Source organism: Microbacterium terrae (assembly GCF_017831975.1).
In the GTDB taxonomy this organism is placed as follows: Bacteria; Actinomycetota; Actinomycetes; order Actinomycetales; family Microbacteriaceae; genus Microbacterium; species Microbacterium terrae.
The window spans coordinates 3,536,391-3,551,891 of record NZ_JAFDSS010000001.1; the positions used below are offsets into that span (position 1 = coordinate 3,536,391).

Genomic DNA, 15,501 nt, shown 5'->3' on the forward strand with positions numbered 1-15,501 from the left:
CGTGATGTTATCCTAAACATTCCGTGGAGCTCAGGGAACTCCACGCCGAGAACGTCCCGTCAGAAAGCAGCGTTCCTCCGTGGCATCCTTCACGATCGGCGATACAGACTTCCTCCTCGACGGCCGGCCGCATCGCGTGCTCGCCGGCGCGATCCACTACTTCCGCGTGCACCCCGATCACTGGGCCGACCGCATCCGCAAGGCGCGGCTCATGGGGCTCAACACGATCGAGACGTACGTCGCCTGGAACGCGCACGAGCCGCAGCGGGGCGAGTGGGATGCGTCGGGCGCGAACGACCTCGGCCGCTTCCTCGACCTCATCGCCGCGGAGGGGATGCACGCGATCGTGCGCCCCGGCCCGTACATCTGCGCGGAGTGGCACAACGGCGGCATGCCGGTGTGGCTGACGAGCACGCCCGGCATCCGACTGCGGACGGCGGATCCCGTCTACATGGCCGAGGTCACGACGTATCTCCGCCGGGTATACGAGATCGTGGTGCCGCGGCAGATCGACCGCGGCGGGAACGTCATCCTCGTGCAGATCGAGAACGAGTACGGGGCCTACGGCTCCGACAAGGACTACCTGCGCGAGCTCGTCGAGGTCACGCGCGCGGCGGGCGTGACGGTGGCGCTCACCACCGTCGATCAGCCTGTCGACGACCACCTCGACCACGGCTCGATCGACGGCCTCCACTCCACCGGATCGTTCGGCTCGCGCGTGTCCGAGCGGCTGGCGACGCTGCGCGAGCATCAGCGCACCGGACCCCTCATGTGCTCGGAGTTCTGGGACGGATGGTTCGACTGGTGGGGCGGCGTGCACCACACGACGAGTGCGGATGCCGCGGCCTCCGAGCTCGACGCGTTGCTGGCTGCCGGAGCATCCGTCAACGTGTACATGTTCCACGGCGGCACCAACTTCGGCCTCACCAACGGCGCGAACGACAAGGGGCGCTACCTGCCGATCGTCACGTCGTACGACTACGACGCGCCGCTCGACGAGGCCGGCGAGCCGACCGAGAAGTTCTGGGCGCTGCGCGACGTCATCGCGAAGTACGCGGACGTGCCCGCCGAGGTTCCGGTCCGCGGCTCCGCCGCGCCGACGTTCGAGGTCGCCCTGCGCTCGCACGGCGAGTGGCTCCCGGCCGCGGCCGCGGCCAGCGGCCACGACCAGCCCCCGACCTTCGATGCGCTCGCCCAGCCCAGTGGCGTGATCGTCTACGAGACCGACCTGCCCGTCGACGCCTTCGGCGGTCGCCCCACGGCCGTACTCGCGTTCGGCGACGTGCGCGACCGCGCGTGGGTGAGCGTCGACGGTGAACCCGTCGGCACCCTGTCGCGCACGCTCCACGAGCGGGTCATCCCCGTCCCGGCCGGGCGCCGCCTGCGGGTCGTCGTCGAGGAGCAGGGGCGCGTCAACTACGCGTCGCGCATCGGCGAGCTCAAGGGTCTCATCGGCGGGGCGACCCTCGGCGGCGAGCCGCTCACCGGCTGGTCGGCGCAGCCCGTGAACCTCGCAGCCGTCGCCGGAATCGTCGCGAGCGGTGTCGACGCAGAAGACGCCTCCGCGATCGCCCCCGCCGGCGCGGTCGCGCTCAGCGCGACCTTCGACCTCGAGGCGCCGGCCGACCTCTTCCTCGACACCACGGCCTGGGGCAAGGGTTTCGCCTTCGTCAACGGGTTCTTCCTCGGACGGTACTGGCGAAGCGGCGCGCAGCGCACGCTGTACGTGCCGGCGCCGGTGACCCGCACCACGGGCAACACCGTCGTCGTACTCGAGCTCGAGCAGGTCGAGGCGCCGTTCGCCCGGTTCGCCGGCGGTCTCGACCTCGGGCAGACCGAGGAGTAGCCCACGCGCGGCGACTAGAATCGACGGGTGCCGCGGCGGTCGCCGCATCCTGGCATTCTTCCTCCCTCCCGACCATTGGAGCCACCATGGCCGAGCAGTCTCGCCTCGACAAAGTCATCGCCCTCGCCCGTCACCGCGGGTTCGTGTTCCAAGCGGGTGAGATCTACGGCGGTTCGCGCTCGGCGTGGGACTACGGCCCCCTCGGCACGGAGCTCAAGGAGAACATCCGTCGCCAGTGGTGGAAGACTTTCGTCCGCAGCCGCAGCGACATGGTCGGCCTCGACTCGTCGGTCATCCTCCCGAAGCGCGTGTGGGAGGCATCGGGTCACGTCGCCACCTTCACCGACCCGCTCGTGGAGTGCCTGCAGTGCCACAAGCGCTTCCGCGCCGACAACCTGATCGAGGACTTCGAGGCGCGCAAGGGCCGCAAGGCCGAGAACGGCCTCGGCGACGTGCCGTGCCCCAACTGCGGCACGAAGGGCCAGTACACCGAGCCGAAGGCCTTCTCGGGCCTCGTCAAGACCTACCTCGGCGTCGTTGACGACGAGTCGGGCCTGCATTTCCTCCGGCCCGAGACGGCGCAGGGCATCTTCGTGAACTTCTCGAACGTGCTCACCGCCTCGCGCAAGAAGCCGCCGTTCGGCATCGGCCAGGTCGGCAAGGCGTTCCGCAACGAGATCACCCCCGGAAACTTCATCTTCCGCACGCGTGAGTTCGAGCAGATGGAGATCGAGTTCTTCACCCCGCCCGCCGAGGCTCCGCAGTGGTTCGACCACTGGGTCGAGGCGTGCTGGAACTGGTTCATCGACCTCGGCATCGACCCCGAGAACATGCGTCAGTTCGACGTGCCCGAAGAGGACCGCGCCCACTACTCGGCCGGCACCATCGACGTCGAGTACCGCTTCGGCTTCGCCGGCAAGGAGTGGGGCGAGCTCATGGGCGTCGCCAACCGCACCGACTACGACCTCGGCTCACACACCGAGGCGTCGGGCACGTCGCTGACCTACTTCGACCAGGCGTCGGGCGAGAAGTACATCCCGTACGTGATCGAGCCGTCGTTCGGCCTCACGCGCGCGATGATGGCGTTCCTCGTCGACGCCTACCGCGAGGAGGAGGTGCCCAACGCCAAGGGCGGCACCGACACCCGCACCGTGCTCGGGCTCGACCCTCGCCTCGCGCCCGTGAAGGCGGCGATCCTGCCCCTCTCGCGCAACGAGCAGCTCTCGCCCATCGCGCGCGAGGTCGCCGAGACCCTGCGCGGCGACTGGAACATCGACTTCGACGACGCGGGCGCCATCGGCCGCCGCTACCGTCGTCAGGACGAGATCGGCACGCCGTTCTGCGTCACCGTCGACTTCGACTCGCTCGACGACCGCGCCGTCACCGTGCGCGACCGCGACACCATGGCCCAGGAGCGCGTGCCGCTCGAGGGCCTGTACGACTACCTCGCGGAGCGCCTGAAGGGCGCCTAACGCTCGACCTCCCACCAGGAGTGGATGCCGCGCCCGGTCCTGGGGCGCGGCATCCGTCGTCTCGACCGCAGGCGGGGAGTGGGAAGGGGCGCTGGAGGGCGAGAGCGACGCCGCGCCCAGGAGCGAGGTCAGCGGGAGGCGAGCCCGAGCCAGACCGTCGCGACGGCGGCTGCGGTCGCGTCTTCCCACGGCACTTCGCCGAGCAGGTCGTCGGTGGCCAGGCTCGCAACGCCGTGCACGGCCGCGAACGCGACGAGCGCCGCCTCCTCGGCTTCGCCCGCGGGGAGTTCTCCCGCGCTCTGCGCCGCGGCGATCAGCGCGACGAGCGCGGGCATCGCGACGTGACTCACTGTGACGAGTTCGGGTGATGCCGCCGGGTGGTGCTTCGCGGCGTACATCGTCCGGAGGACGCGGGGATGCTGCACCGCGAAGCGGACGTACGCATGGGCCGCAGCGCTGAAGCGCTCGGCGTACGACTCGGGCAGGTCGACTGCGTCGGTCAGTGCAGAGTTCAGCCGGGAGAAGCCCTCGACGGCCACCGCATCGATGAGCGCCTGTCGGTCGCGGAAGTGCCGGGCGGACGCGCCGTGGCTGACCCCCGCGTCTCGGGCGAGTCGACGCAGTGACAGATCTTCGACACCGTCGGCATCGACCACGTCCCACGCGCGTGCGAGGAGGTCGGCGCGCAGGTTGCCGTGGTGGTACGTGCGTCCGGTCACGACGAGAACATACCGCAAAGTTGGCATTGACAACAATGCTGTCAGTGTCTACATTTGGCGCATGACGATGACCTATCGAGGAACCACAGCCCTCATCACCGGTGCCAGCGCCGGCCTCGGCGCCGAGTTCGCGAGGCAGCTCGCATCCCGCGGCGCCGATGTGGTGCTCGTGGCGCGCCGCGAGGATCGGCTCGCCGAACTCGCCGCAGACCTGGAAGCGTCGTTCGGGATCACCGCGACGGCACTGCCGTTCGATCTGACGAGGGGTGACGCCGCAGCGGCACTGCGGCGCGAACTCGACGCCCGCGGCATCCGCGTGCAGACCCTGGTCGGCAATGCGGGGTTCGGCATGAAGGGGGCGTTCGTCGAGGCGGACGCCGCCCGGATCGATGAGATGGTGCAGCTGAACATCGCGACGCTGGTGTCGATCACCCGTGAGTTCCTGCCCGATCTCGTCGCCGACGGCCGCGGAGCCCTGGTGAACATCGCGAGCACTGCCGCGTACCAGCCCTGCCCGAGCATGGCGGCATACGGAGCGACGAAGGCGTTCGTGCTGAGCTTCACCGAAGCGCTCGCGTACGAGACGAAGGACTCTCCGCTGCGGGTGCTCGCGGTCAGCCCCGGGGCGACGCGCACCGAATTCTTCGACGTGGTCGGAACTGACGAGGCGGCGGTCGGGCGCCTTCAGAAGCCGGCGCAGGTGGTGGGTCGGGCGCTCCGCGAGCTCGAGGGGCGGCGAGCCCCGGCCAGCTTCGTATCGGGCGGGGTCAACGCGATGAACGCGCGCCTGGTGCGACTCCTCCCGCGGCGGATCGCGCTGACCGTGAGCGGCCGCGTGCTGGCCTGACCGCCGTCGGCGACGCCTACTTCGCGGTCGCGGCGCCGTTCCCGCTCAGCTCGCCGCCGCCGACTCCCGCGGCGCCCGCCGTCTTGAGCGCGTAGGCCGAGAGGATCGTGTTCAGGTCGAGACCGGTGAGCCCCTTCACGACCTCGGTGCCTTCGCTCAGCACCTTGCCCACGGTCTTGGTCATCTCCGAGGCGCCGTCGGTCGAGACGACGGTGAGCTTGTCGATCGACGCGATCGGCTCCGCCGCGGCGCGCACGATCTCGGGCAGACGCGAGATGATCTCCTGCGCGAGGGCCGCGTCGCCGTACTTCTGCAGCGCGAGCGCCTTGGCGTCGGTCGCGGCGGCCTCGGCGAGACCCTCGGCCTTGATGGCCGACGCCCGCGCGTCACCCTCAGCTCGCACACCGGCGGCGAGGGCGACCTGCTTGTCGCGCTCGGCCTCACCCGCGAACCGCACCGCCGACGCCGACGCCTCGGCATCCTGCACGGCGGCGACCTTGTTCGCCTCGGCGATGCGGGTGCGCTTGTAGGCGTCCGCCTCGGTCGCGGCGTTCGCCGCATCGCGGAGCGCGGTCGCGCGCTGCACCTCGGCGTACGCCTCGGCCTCGGCGGGCTTGCGGATCTCGATGTCGAGGCGCTCCTGCGTCACGAGCGCCTGCTCGGTGAGCGCCTCGCGCTCCTGCACGGCGACGAGCTTGTCCTGCTCGGCGGTCGCGAGCTGACCGGCGGCCTGCGCCTCGGCGTTGGCGCGATCGGTTTCGGCCTTGATCGTCGCCTGCTTGAGGGCGAGGGCCTTCTGACGCTCGGCGATCTGCTCGGCGGCCTCGATGCGGGCGAACTCGGATGCGCGCGACGCCTCGGCCTCGCTCACCTCGGCCACCTGGCGTGCGCGGGCGGCCTCGGCCCGGCCGAGGTTGGCGAGGTAGTCGCTGCCGGGCGTCGAGATGTCGCTGATGTTGAGCAGGTCGACCTGCAGGCCCTGCTCGACGAGGTCGGCCTTCGTCTCCGCGACGACGCGGTCCGACAGGCTCTTGCGGTCCGAGATGATCTGCTCGATCGTCATGTCGCCCACGATGGAGCGCAGCGAACCCTCGAGCGACTCCTTGATGATCTCGGTCAGCAGGTCCTGCTGCGAGAGGAAGCGCTGCGCGGCGCGACGCACGCCCTCTTCGGTGCCCGACACCTTGAAGTTGATAGACGCCTTGATGGCGATCTTGATGCGGTTCTTGTCGACGCCCTCGACCGTGATGCCGATCTGCCGCTGCTCGAGCGAGATCGAGAAGCCCTGCTGCAGGATCGGCCACACGAACGTGCGTCCGCCGATCACGACGCGCTGACCGGCGCCGGTCTCGCCGGTCGCCTTGGCGCCGGCGCCGCGACCGACGATCACCAGTGCCTCGTTCGGGGGGACGCGCCGGATGCGACGTGCGATGAAGGTGATGAGGCCGAGCACGGCGACGACGAGTGCGACGACGGCGATGACCTGGATGAGATCGGTGGGCATGGGCGACCTTTCGTGGGTGCGGATGCTGCGGTGCGCGACGATGCGCGGGAACGGTGTGCGGCGCGCGGCGCCGCGGGATCAGTCCGCGACGACCTTGACGCGGGTGCCGGAGTGCTCGACGACGCGGATGCGCACGCCCTCGTCGATCGTCTGGTCGGCGTAGGCGAGGCGGCGCTCGACCTCGTGGGGTCCGTCGAGGCTCACCTCTCCGCCGGACGGCGAGATGGTCGAGCGGGTGACACCGGTCTGGCCGACCGCCGAGACGGGCACTCCGTCGGACGACGCGGTGAGCTTCTTCACGAAGAGCACGGCCACGAGGTAGGCGGCGATCGCGAGCACGGCGGCGAGCACGTAGGCCCAGACGAGATCGAGCCCCGACGTCGAGGTGAGCACGCCCGCGGCGCCGAAGACGACAGCCGCGATGCCGAGCGCGGTGCCCGAGATCGCTCCGTCGCCGATCTCGAAGTGGTCGAAGATGTCGCCGACGATCAGCGAGATGAGGAGGACGGCCAGGCCGATCCCTCCGACGATGAGGAACGGCAGCAGCACAGTCGGCCTTTCGGCTGGCGGGACACGGGTCTGTTCAGCCTAGGGGGTCGGCCCGCTGCTGAACCGGCCTGTGGAGAGCGTGTTCCGTCAGCCCCCGGCGCCGCCCCGCAACTGTGCGCGCACGTACCGCACAGCGGGGGAGTCGGTCATGCTCGTGCGCCAGACCGCGATCACGGGCCGGGTCGGCACGGGCTCGTGCACGGGCACCGCGACCACGCCGTCGGGGAGACGACCACGGCCGAGCCGGGGCACCAGGGCCACGGCCGCGTCCGCCGCCACGAGCTGCATCTGCGAGGCGAACTCGACGCACCAGTAGTCGATCCGCGGCACCTGCGGCGCGCCGCGGAACATGTGGCAGAACCACTCGTAGCAGATGGTGCCGTCGGGGGTGCTCGCCCAGATGCGCTCGGCGAGGTCGGCCGGCGTCACCGCCGGCCGGGCCGCGAGGGGGTCGTCCGCGTGCACGAGCACGTCGGCCACGTCGCGGAACAGCTCCTCGCTGCTGAGCGTGGGAGGCAGCGCGATGCCCACGCCCTCCCAGTGGTGGATGACCGCGAGATCCTGTGTGCCGGCGGCGACGGCGGCGACGGCATCCCACGGATCGATCTCGTTCACCGTCATGCGCAGGTCGGGTGCGCCGTCGCGCACCCGCGCGATCACGTCGGGCAGCACACCGCGCACGGCCGTCGAGAACGCGGCGACGCGGATGGTGCCGCTCGGGCGGGCCTCGGCGTCATGGATGCGGGCACGCAGCGACTCCACCTGGTCACGCAGCATCCCGCCCTCGTCGACGACGCGACGACCGGCCGCGGTGAGCACGACGCCGCGACCCTCGCGGTCGAGCAGCGCCGTCCCGAGGTCGCGCTCGAGCCGCTTGATCTGCTGCGACACAGCCGACGGGGTGAAGCCGAGTTCGCGCGCGGCGCCGTGCACACTCCCCGAGCGGGAGACCGCGATCAGGGCGCCGACGGCATCGAGGTCGATCATGCGGTGACGCTACCATGCAGTTCTGCTACCGAGAATCGTTCAAGAATGCTCGCTGGACGTGAATGATCGGATGCCTGAGCATCGAAGCATGCCCCTGCGCCCTGCCCTCCTCGCCGTGCTCGTCGCGCTCATCTGGGGTGCGAACTTCGTCGTGATCGACATCGGTCTCGAGGGCATGCCGCCGACGCTGTTCCTCGCGCTCCGATTCGCGGTGGTGCTCGTTCCCGCGATCTTCTTCGTGCCCCGCCCGGCCGCGCCGCTGCGGGACGTGCTGCTGCTCGGTGTCTTCATGAGCATCGGCCAGTTCGGCCTGCTCTACACCGCTCTCGCGCTCGGGATGCCGGCGGGCATCGCCTCGCTCGTGCTGCAGGCGCAGGTGGTGCTGACCGTCGTGTTCGCCGCGCTTGCGCTGCGCGAGCGTCCGAGCGCCGCACAGTCGGTGGGCGTCGGGGTCGGCGCGGTCGGACTCCTCGTCGTCGCCGTCGGCCGCGGCGGCCAGACGCCGCTGTTCGCGCTCCTCGTGACCGTCGCGGCCGCGGCTTCCTGGGCGATCGGCAACGTCATCGCGCGCCGCCTCGGCCGCTCCGGCACCGCTGCGCAGCATCCTCTCGCCGGGCTGTCGGTCACGGTGTGGTCGGCGCTCGTCGTGCCGCTGCCGATGCTGGCGCTGTCGCTGGTCATCGACGGACCGGATGCCGTCGGCTTCGCACTCACACACCTCACCGCCCCGCAGTTGCTGTCGACCGCCTACACCGCGGGTCTCGCGAGCCTCGTCGGCTACGGCATCTGGAACACGCTGCTCGCGCGGTACGCGGCATCCGCCGTCGTTCCGTTCACGATGCTGGTGCCGCCGGTCGGCCTCGCCACCGCGTGGCTCGTGCTCGGCGAGATCCCGTCGCCCGCCGAGCTCGCGGGCGGCGCCGTGCTGCTGCTCGGCGTGGCGCTCGCGACCGGCGTGATCCGGCCGCCCCGCCCGCGGCGCGCCGAAGCCCGGGAGCTCAGTCGGTCAGCGTGATGGTGGCGCCGTCCCACCCCTGGCCGCTGCGCATCTGCGCTTCGGAGTCGGCGATGATCTGCCGCAGCACGTCGTGGTCGACGAGATCGAGGTCCTTCAGATAGAGGCACGAGACGCTCGTGGTGTGCGGGCCGAGATCGGCCAGAGCCGCCGTGCGGCTCGTGAATCCCGGGGCGAGGTACAGCGTGCTCGCCTGCTTGCGGGGCGCGAACGCCGTGACGGGCATGTCGCCCTGGGTTCCGGTGGGGTAGAGGTAGTGGCACGAGCCGAAGCCGATGATCGTGCCCCACAGCTCGGGGTCGCGACCGGTGATCTCCGACATGATCGCGAGCATCGTCTCGGCGTCGCGCCGCCGCTTCGCGGGCGTCACCCCCGCGATGAACGCGGCGACGCTTCCTCCCGTCTTCTGCATCAGACGCCCCCGCCGCCGCTCTTGGCGGCCGCCTTCATCTCGCGCTTGTGCTCGCGCACCTTCGTGAGCGACTCCGCCGAGGTGATGTCGGCGACGCTGCGGAAGGAGCCCTCGTCACCGTACGATCCGGCGGCCTCGCGCCAGCCCGCACCGGTGTACCCGTACTGCTTGCCGAGGAGGGCGAGGAAGATCTTCGCCTTCTGCTCGCCGAAGCCGGGCAGGCCCTTCAGGCGCTTCAGCACCGTCGCGCCGTCGGGCTGACCGCCGCCGTCGGCGGCAGGACGCGTCCAGATCGCGGCCGCGTCGCCGCCCCAGTCGCCGGCGACCGCCGCGCACAGGGCCTGCACCCGGGCGGCCATGGAGCCCGGGAACCGATGCACTGCGGGCGTCTTCTTGAACTCCTCGGCGAAGGTCTCGGGGTCGTACCCGGCGATCGCGGCGGCATCGAGGGGGCCCGAGCGCTGCTGGATCTTCAGCGGGCCGGCGAAGGCGGTCTCCATCGCGACCTGCTGGTCGAGCAGCATGCCGATGAGCAGCGCCAGCGGTTCGTCTGTGAGCAGGCGGTCGGCCGCCGCGTCGCCGGTGATGTGCAGGGTCATGCGTCCAGTCTTCCACCGGTCGCCGGTGGGCGGCATGCACCCGGATGGGAGGATGGAGATCGTGACCGCTGACTCCCAACCGCTCGATGACCTGATCGCGCATGCGCACGAGACCCGCGTCGTCGTGATCGGAGGCGGCATCGCCGGACTCGTCGCCGCGTACGAGTTCGCGAAGGTCGGGATGCCGGTGGTCGTGCTCGAGCGCGATGCCGGATTCGGCGGAGCCATCGGCCGCGCAGAGATCGACGGGATGCCGGTGAGCACGGGAGCGACCGGATGGTCGGCCGGCAGTGCCGAGATGGCCGCCCTCGTGGCGGAACTGGGACTCTCGGATGACGTCGTCGAGCCGAAGGAGGACGCCGTCTGGATCGCGGGGCTCCCCCGCGGGGGAGCTGCTCCGCTTCCCACCGAGACCGTGCTGGGCATCCCGGCGAATCCGTGGGACCCGTCGGTGCACCCGTTCATCGGCCTGCCGGGAGCATGGCGCGCCTACCTCGATCGCCTCCGCCCGCCGTTCACGATCGGCAAGCAGCACAACCTCGCCACGCTCGTCCGCTCGCGCATGGGCGCCGCCGTGCTCGACAACCTCGTCGCGCCGCTGTCGGTCGGCGCTTTCGGCATCGATCCCGTCGACGTCGATGTCGTCGCCGCCGCGCCGGGCCTGAGCTCGGCGCTCACGCGCACCGGATCGCTCGGCGGCGCCGTCGCCGACCTGCTGGTGGACCGGCCCGCGGGTGCCGCGGTCCGCAGCCTCGACGGCGGTCTGCCGCGCCTGGTCGACGCGCTCTGCGAACGCCTGCGGCAGCTCGGCGCGCAGCTGCACAACGGTGTCACGGCGATGGGCCTCGTGCGGGAGGCCGCGGGATGGACGGTGTCGGTCGAGGGTGTGGGCGTGGATGTCGACGGCGCCGCGTCTGCAGAAGCCCCGGGCGACGCGTCGCCGCGCACGCTGACCGCGGAGATCGTCGTCGTCGCGACCGACGAGTCGGCTGCTGCCGCCCTGCTCGCACCGCATGTCGCGATCGACGCGCACCCTCCGACGCACGAGCGCCACGTGGTGACGCTCGTGGTCGATGCTCCGTCCCTCGACTCCGCACCGCGGGGAGCGACCGTGCACGCCGTGCCGGGAACCGCCGCCGCTGCCTCCGTTGCCGTCGACTCGGTGCGGTGGGCGCACGTCGCCGCCCTCGCCGGAGCCGGCCGGCACGTGCTTCAGGTGGCGCTCGCCGCGCCGCCTGAGGCCGCCGACTCGGATGCGGCAGTCGTGGCGGTGGCGCGGGAGGCGGCATCCGTCCTCCTCGGCGTCGGCCTCCCGCCGGCGGCGGTGCGCGGCTGGAACCACGCCGGCTACGAGCTCGCGCGTCCTGCCTCGGCAGCCGGCCACGAGGCACGCATGCAGGCCGCCCGCAGCGCCGTGTCGCAGGCGCCCGGGCTGGTCGCGGTCGGTGCGTGGATGAGCGGCAGCGGCATCGCGCAGGTGGTGCGCGACACCATGGCCGAGGCGGAGAGCGTGCGTCAGCGGATTCTGTGGGGACCGCAGCCGGAGAGGTGAACCCGTCGTGGCAGCTCGATCGGCCCGCGGATGCCGGAATCGGCATATGGGGCTAACCTGGGTGGACCAGCACGCGCTCCACCGACGTGAGGAGACCCCATGAGGGGCAAGGCAGGACTCGTCATCGGCTTGGCGATCGGCTACGTACTCGGCACTCGTGCGGGTCGTGAGCGGTACGAGCAGATCAAGACGCAATGGCTCAAGGTCTGGAACCTCGATCCCGTGCAGGAGCAGGTCGACAAGGTGAAGGACTTCGCCAAGTCCACCGCCATGGCACTCCCGAGCACGCTGTGGGACTCGGCGGTCAAGGTGACCAAGGCCGCGTCGTCGCGCGGCACGGCCGGGCAGAAGCTCGACGCCGCCGTGCAGGCGGGCAAGGACTCGGCCGACGACGTCGAGCGCGCCGCGAAGACCTCGGCGAAGGCCGTGAAGGATGCCGCGGCTGACGCCATCGACGATGCAGCCGACGCCGGCCGCGGCGGAGCGTGACATGACGACGCCTCGCGGATTCCGCGATCGCGCGGACGACTCGTTCCTCACCCTTCTCGGCGACGTTCCCGAACTCGTCCGAAACCTCGTCATCGCCGAGGTCGATTCGGCCAAGACGTGGCTGCGGCGCACGGCGAAGGACGGCGGCTGGGGAGCGCTGTGGTTCTTCCTCGCCCTGTTCGTGCTGTTCTGGTCGGTGCCCGCCCTCTTCACGTTCCTCGTCGCCGGGGCGTACTCGTGGTGGGGCTGGCCGGTATGGGTCGGCGCGCTGGTGATGTTCGTGGTGGGACTGCTGATCGTGGCGACCTTCGTGTGGCTCGGCATCCTCCGCTTCCGTCGTCTCTCGCAGCGTCAGAACCCCGTGCAGTCGATCGCCCAAGACGTCAAGGAGGTGCGCGATGAGTTCTGACGCGCCCGTGCCCGTGCCCCGCACCGCCGTTCCGCTGGGGATCACCGACCCGGTCGTGCAGGCGCGCGCCGAACTCAAGGCGGCGCTGGCCGCGATCGAGGAGAAGGCCAACATCCCGCGGCGCGTCGGCGTCGCCGTCGATGACGGCGTCGACAAGGCGCGCACGTTCCAGCGCCGCAACCCCGTCGCGGCGGCCGCGTTCCTCATCGCCGGTGCCGCCGCGGTCGGACTCGGCGTATGGGCCGCCGTCCGCGCGTACACGCGCTGACATCCCGACGGTCGCCGCGCGGCATTTCGGCGGTCGTCCCCCGGTCGTGATCGACGACTGGACGCCCGGCGCCGGGCGCGGGGTATGCTCGACTATCAGGCAGTGCAAAGGTGCGTATGCTGCCGACCGCGCGAACCCGATTCCATCGCGCGTCGGCTGCTCGAACGTGGTGGGCGGCCGACTGGGCACCACGAGAGTCGACCTGACATGAATACAGCCCCCCGGCACAGCAACGACAAGCCCCTCACCGGCTGGCGCGTCCTCGTGCCCCGCGGTGGACCGTGGGGCGACGGCGTCGCCGCCTCGCTGCGCAGCCAAGGAGCGGTCCCGGTGATCGCTCCGCTCATCAACTTCGCGCCCACCCACGACCACGAGACGCTCGAGAAGGCCATCGCCGACCTCGCCGGCGGCGCCTTCGAATGGCTCACTGTCACCAGCGCCACGACGGTCGACGTCCTCTACGCGTACCGTGCGACCATCCCCGCGTCCACGAAGGTCGCCGCCGTCGGCGAGACCACCGCGGCCGCTCTGCAGGCAGTCGGCTACCGCGTCGACCTCGTCCCCGAGGATGACAACTCGGCCGCCGGAATGGCGGAGCAGCTCATCGCCCTCGAGCCAGAGCCCCGCGACATCCTGACCCTGCGCAGCGAGATCGCGAAGCCGGTGCTCACGCGCACGCTCTCGCAGGCCGGCCACCGCGTGCGCAGCGTGGTCGCGTACCGCACCGTCGGCGTGCCGGTCTCGGAGCGCATCGCCGCCGATGTGCGCTCGGGCCGCATCAACGCGATCCTCGTGACGAGCGGCTCGGTGGCCGAGCAGGTGCACGAGCAGTTCCCCGACCTTCCCGAAGACACCCTGATCGCCGCGATCGGTCCGCGCACCGCGAAGGATGCCCGCCGCGCAGGGCTCTCCGTCGACGTCGTCGCCGACACCCAGACCGTCGATGCCCTCATCGGCGCCGTCGCCCGGTTCTCGCTTCCCCACGCAGCAGACGAGTTCGGGCCCAAGACCGGGGTGATCCCGCTCCCCGGCATGAATCGCTCGGTCTGATCCGATGGCGGCACCTCGGATCGTCGTCCTCGCCGGCGGCGTGGGCGGTTCGCGCTTCGTGCTCGGTGTGCGCGGTGCGCTGCGTGCGCGCGGCATCGCCGACACGGCGGCAGCCCTCACCGTCGTCGTGAACACCGGCGACGACCTCTGGCTCTCGGGCGTGCGGCTGCAGCCCGACGTCGATTCGATCACCTACGCCCTCGCCGGCGTCAACGACACCGAGCGAGGCTGGGGTCGTGAAGGCGACACGGAGCGGGTCAACGCCGAAGTGCAGGCGTGGGGCTCGGGCTGGCCGTGGTTCACGCTCGGCGATCTCGACCTCGGTACGCATCTCGCCCGCACGGGCTGGCTGCGTGACGGTCTCACCCCGGCCCAGGTGCTCGAGCGGATGGCGGGGCGCTGGCCGCTCGGCGCGCGTCTGCTGCCGATGACCGACGCCGAGGTCGACACGCAGGTCGTCGTCGACGGCGGCACGACGATGCACTTCCAGGAGTGGTGGACGCGTCACCGCGCGACCCTCGCGCCCGAGCGGTTCGAGAACCCGGGAATGGATGCCGCGGTGCCCGCGCCGGGCGTCGTCGAAGCCATCGCCGAGGCCGACGTCGTGCTCGTCGCCCCGTCGAACCCGGTGGTCTCGATCGGACCGATCCTCGCCGTGCCGGGCGTGCGCGACGCCCTCGCGACGACCGTCGCGCCGGTCGTCGGAGTGTCGCCGATCATCGGCGGCCGCGTGGTGCGCGGCATGGCCGACGTGTGCCTTGCGGCGATCGGCGTCGAGACGTCGGCTGCTGCGGTCGCTCGCCACTACGGCGCGCGCAGCGCCGGCGGTGTGCTCGACGCGTGGCTGCTCGCCGAGGAGGACGCCGCCGCGGCGGAGGAGGTCGCCGGGGCAGGCATCCGTCCGCTCGTCGCCCCGCTGTGGATGACGGATGCCGCGCGATCGGCCGCCCTCGCCGAGGCCGCGCTCGGCGCGGCGGGCGTGTGATGCCCGAACTCACTGGATGGGCCTGGGCCCTGCTCGCGCTCGCCGCGGTGGTCGTCGGACTGTCGAAGACCGCCGTGCCCGGGGCGGGCACCATCGCCGTCGCCATCTTCGCGGCGGTGCTGCCGGCCCGGCAGTCGACCGGTGTGCTGCTGCTCCTCCTGATCCTCGCCGACCTGTTCGCGGTCGCGATGTACCGGCGTCACGCCGACTGGAAGGCGCTGGTGCGACTGGCCCCCGCGGTCGTGGTGGGCGTGCTGCTCGGCGTGGTCTTCCTCTGGTTCGCCGACGATGTCTGGGTCAAGCGCACCATCGGCGTGATCCTGCTCGGGGTGATCGCGATCACCCTGCTCCGCCGGCGACTGCAGGCCGGTGCCGGCGCCGACACGGGGTCGCACCGCATCGCCGCCGCGACCTACGGCTCGCTCGGCGGCTTCACGACGATGGTGGCGAACGCCGCCGGCCCCGTCATGTCGATGTACTTCCTCGCGGCGCGCTTCGAAGTGAAGGCGTTCCTCGGCACCGCCGCGTGGTTCTTCGCGATCGTCAACGTGTTCAAGGTGCCCTTCTCGATCGGGCTCGGCATCATCACCGTGCCGGGGCTGCTGATCGACCTCGTGCTCGCGCCGCTCGTGATCGTCGCCGCGTTCTTCGGCAGGTGGCTCGCGGATCGCATGCCGCAGCAGCTCTTCGAGAAGCTCGTGATCGTGTTCACCATCGTGGGCGCGGTGTACCTGCTGGTCAGCTGAGCCGCCTCCGCCCTTCCGAGCGATCCGGTCCGCACCGAGGGCATGCCAGGAT

The 15,501-nt window shown here is 71.1% G+C and carries 17 protein-coding genes; 11 read left to right on the forward strand and 6 right to left on the reverse strand.

The window, feature by feature from the left end; translation table 11 throughout:
- Positions 1-79: 79 nt before the first annotated feature.
- Entirely contained in the window at positions 80-1,846 is a 1,767-nt protein-coding gene (locus JOD63_RS16125; RefSeq protein WP_045275611.1) for a glycoside hydrolase family 35 protein, read from the forward strand.
- An 86-nt stretch (positions 1,847-1,932) separates the two neighbouring features.
- The gene (locus tag JOD63_RS16130; protein WP_045275612.1) at positions 1,933-3,318 is read left to right on the forward strand and encodes a glycine--tRNA ligase; all 1,386 of its coding nucleotides are present in this window, start codon (positions 1,933-1,935) and stop codon (positions 3,316-3,318) included.
- A 128-nt stretch (positions 3,319-3,446) separates the two neighbouring features.
- Here JOD63_RS16130 and JOD63_RS16135 read toward each other — a convergent pair whose 3' ends face one another.
- Positions 3,447-4,037: a TetR/AcrR family transcriptional regulator gene (locus JOD63_RS16135; RefSeq protein ID WP_157003990.1), complete on the reverse strand. Its 591-nt coding sequence runs from the start codon at positions 4,035-4,037 to the stop codon at positions 3,447-3,449.
- A gap of 61 nt (positions 4,038-4,098) precedes the next feature.
- Here JOD63_RS16135 and JOD63_RS16140 point away from each other — a divergent pair, with 61 nt between their 5' ends.
- Positions 4,099-4,884: an SDR family NAD(P)-dependent oxidoreductase gene (locus JOD63_RS16140; protein WP_045275614.1), complete on the forward strand. Its 786-nt coding sequence runs from the start codon at positions 4,099-4,101 to the stop codon at positions 4,882-4,884.
- Between the two features lie 16 nt (positions 4,885-4,900).
- On the opposite strand, the gene JOD63_RS16145 is transcribed toward JOD63_RS16140, so the two are convergent.
- From JOD63_RS16145 to JOD63_RS16155, 3 genes are all read right to left on the reverse strand, one after another.
- Positions 4,901-6,388 carry an SPFH domain-containing protein gene (locus tag JOD63_RS16145; protein ID WP_045275615.1) on the reverse strand — a complete coding sequence of 496 codons (1,488 nt, stop codon included), beginning with the start codon at positions 6,386-6,388 and terminating at the stop codon, positions 4,901-4,903.
- Positions 6,389-6,466: 78 nt separating this feature from the next.
- Positions 6,467-6,937, reverse strand: a complete 471-nt coding sequence (locus tag JOD63_RS16150; protein WP_245617980.1) for an NfeD family protein — start codon at positions 6,935-6,937, stop codon at positions 6,467-6,469.
- A gap of 87 nt (positions 6,938-7,024) precedes the next feature.
- Positions 7,025-7,924 carry a LysR family transcriptional regulator gene (locus tag JOD63_RS16155; protein ID WP_045275616.1) on the reverse strand — a complete coding sequence of 300 codons (900 nt, stop codon included), beginning with the start codon at positions 7,922-7,924 and terminating at the stop codon, positions 7,025-7,027.
- 88 nt (positions 7,925-8,012) lie between these two features.
- Here JOD63_RS16155 and JOD63_RS16160 point away from each other — a divergent pair, with 88 nt between their 5' ends.
- Positions 8,013-8,939 carry an EamA family transporter gene (locus JOD63_RS16160; RefSeq protein ID WP_045275617.1) on the forward strand — a complete coding sequence of 309 codons (927 nt, stop codon included), beginning with the start codon at positions 8,013-8,015 and terminating at the stop codon, positions 8,937-8,939.
- Here the strand turns inward: JOD63_RS16160 and JOD63_RS16165 are convergent.
- Both JOD63_RS16165 and JOD63_RS16170 read right to left on the reverse strand, forming a co-directional pair.
- Positions 8,923-9,351: a DUF1801 domain-containing protein gene (locus tag JOD63_RS16165; RefSeq protein ID WP_045275618.1), complete on the reverse strand. Its 429-nt coding sequence runs from the start codon at positions 9,349-9,351 to the stop codon at positions 8,923-8,925. The two genes, JOD63_RS16160 and JOD63_RS16165, sit on opposite strands and share 17 nt — an antisense overlap.
- Positions 9,351-9,950 carry an HhH-GPD-type base excision DNA repair protein gene (locus tag JOD63_RS16170; RefSeq protein ID WP_045275619.1) on the reverse strand — a complete coding sequence of 200 codons (600 nt, stop codon included), beginning with the start codon at positions 9,948-9,950 and terminating at the stop codon, positions 9,351-9,353. Before JOD63_RS16170 ends, JOD63_RS16165 begins: the two co-directional genes overlap by 1 nt.
- A 61-nt stretch (positions 9,951-10,011) precedes the next feature.
- On the opposite strand from JOD63_RS16170, the gene JOD63_RS16175 reads away from it, so the two are divergent.
- The 7 genes from JOD63_RS16175 (at position 10,012) to JOD63_RS16205 (ending at position 15,449) form a co-directional block, all read left to right on the forward strand.
- The gene (locus JOD63_RS16175) at positions 10,012-11,502 is read left to right on the forward strand and encodes a protoporphyrinogen/coproporphyrinogen oxidase (protein ID WP_045275680.1); all 1,491 of its coding nucleotides are present in this window, start codon (positions 10,012-10,014) and stop codon (positions 11,500-11,502) included.
- Positions 11,503-11,601: 99 nt separating this feature from the next.
- Positions 11,602-11,991: a hypothetical protein gene (locus JOD63_RS16180; protein ID WP_045275620.1), complete on the forward strand. Its 390-nt coding sequence runs from the start codon at positions 11,602-11,604 to the stop codon at positions 11,989-11,991.
- A 1-nt stretch (position 11,992) separates the two neighbouring features.
- Positions 11,993-12,400, forward strand: coding sequence for a phage holin family protein (locus JOD63_RS16185; protein ID WP_045275681.1), 408 nt, complete (start codon positions 11,993-11,995; stop codon positions 12,398-12,400).
- Entirely contained in the window at positions 12,390-12,668 is a 279-nt protein-coding gene (locus JOD63_RS16190; protein WP_045275621.1) for a hypothetical protein, read from the forward strand. The genes JOD63_RS16185 and JOD63_RS16190 overlap by 11 nt, the downstream gene beginning before the upstream one ends.
- 207 nt (positions 12,669-12,875) lie before the next feature.
- Positions 12,876-13,718, forward strand: a complete 843-nt coding sequence (locus JOD63_RS16195; protein WP_045275622.1) for a uroporphyrinogen-III synthase — start codon at positions 12,876-12,878, stop codon at positions 13,716-13,718.
- A 4-nt stretch (positions 13,719-13,722) separates the two neighbouring features.
- Positions 13,723-14,703: a 2-phospho-L-lactate transferase gene (gene cofD, locus JOD63_RS16200; protein ID WP_045275623.1), complete on the forward strand. Its 981-nt coding sequence runs from the start codon at positions 13,723-13,725 to the stop codon at positions 14,701-14,703.
- Positions 14,703-15,449 carry a sulfite exporter TauE/SafE family protein gene (locus JOD63_RS16205; protein ID WP_045275624.1) on the forward strand — a complete coding sequence of 249 codons (747 nt, stop codon included), beginning with the start codon at positions 14,703-14,705 and terminating at the stop codon, positions 15,447-15,449. Before cofD ends, JOD63_RS16205 begins: the two co-directional genes overlap by 1 nt.
- Positions 15,450-15,501 lie beyond the last annotated feature (52 nt).

Bases quoted from the DNA above. Each gene is read 5' to 3' on its own strand.
- JOD63_RS16130 (WP_045275612.1), top strand. From the start codon at position 1,933: ATGGCCGAGCAGTCTCGCCTCGACAAAGTCATCGCCCTCGCCCGTCAC.
- JOD63_RS16140 (WP_045275614.1), top strand. From the start codon at position 4,099: ATGACGATGACCTATCGAGGAACCACAGCCCTCATCACCGGTGCCAGC.
- JOD63_RS16145 (WP_045275615.1), bottom strand. From the start codon at position 6,388: ATGCCCACCGATCTCATCCAGGTCATCGCCGTCGTCGCACTCGTCGTC.
- JOD63_RS16155 (WP_045275616.1), bottom strand. From the start codon at position 7,924: ATGATCGACCTCGATGCCGTCGGCGCCCTGATCGCGGTCTCCCGCTCG.
- JOD63_RS16160 (WP_045275617.1), top strand. From the start codon at position 8,013: ATGCCCCTGCGCCCTGCCCTCCTCGCCGTGCTCGTCGCGCTCATCTGG.
- JOD63_RS16165 (WP_045275618.1), bottom strand. From the start codon at position 9,351: ATGCAGAAGACGGGAGGAAGCGTCGCCGCGTTCATCGCGGGGGTGACG.
- JOD63_RS16170 (WP_045275619.1), bottom strand. From the start codon at position 9,950: ATGACCCTGCACATCACCGGCGACGCGGCGGCCGACCGCCTGCTCACA.
- JOD63_RS16180 (WP_045275620.1), top strand. From the start codon at position 11,602: ATGAGGGGCAAGGCAGGACTCGTCATCGGCTTGGCGATCGGCTACGTA.
- JOD63_RS16185 (WP_045275681.1), top strand. From the start codon at position 11,993: ATGACGACGCCTCGCGGATTCCGCGATCGCGCGGACGACTCGTTCCTC.
- JOD63_RS16190 (WP_045275621.1), top strand. From the start codon at position 12,390: ATGAGTTCTGACGCGCCCGTGCCCGTGCCCCGCACCGCCGTTCCGCTG.
- JOD63_RS16195 (WP_045275622.1), top strand. From the start codon at position 12,876: ATGAATACAGCCCCCCGGCACAGCAACGACAAGCCCCTCACCGGCTGG.
- cofD (WP_045275623.1), top strand. From the start codon at position 13,723: ATGGCGGCACCTCGGATCGTCGTCCTCGCCGGCGGCGTGGGCGGTTCG.
- JOD63_RS16205 (WP_045275624.1), top strand. From the start codon at position 14,703: ATGCCCGAACTCACTGGATGGGCCTGGGCCCTGCTCGCGCTCGCCGCG.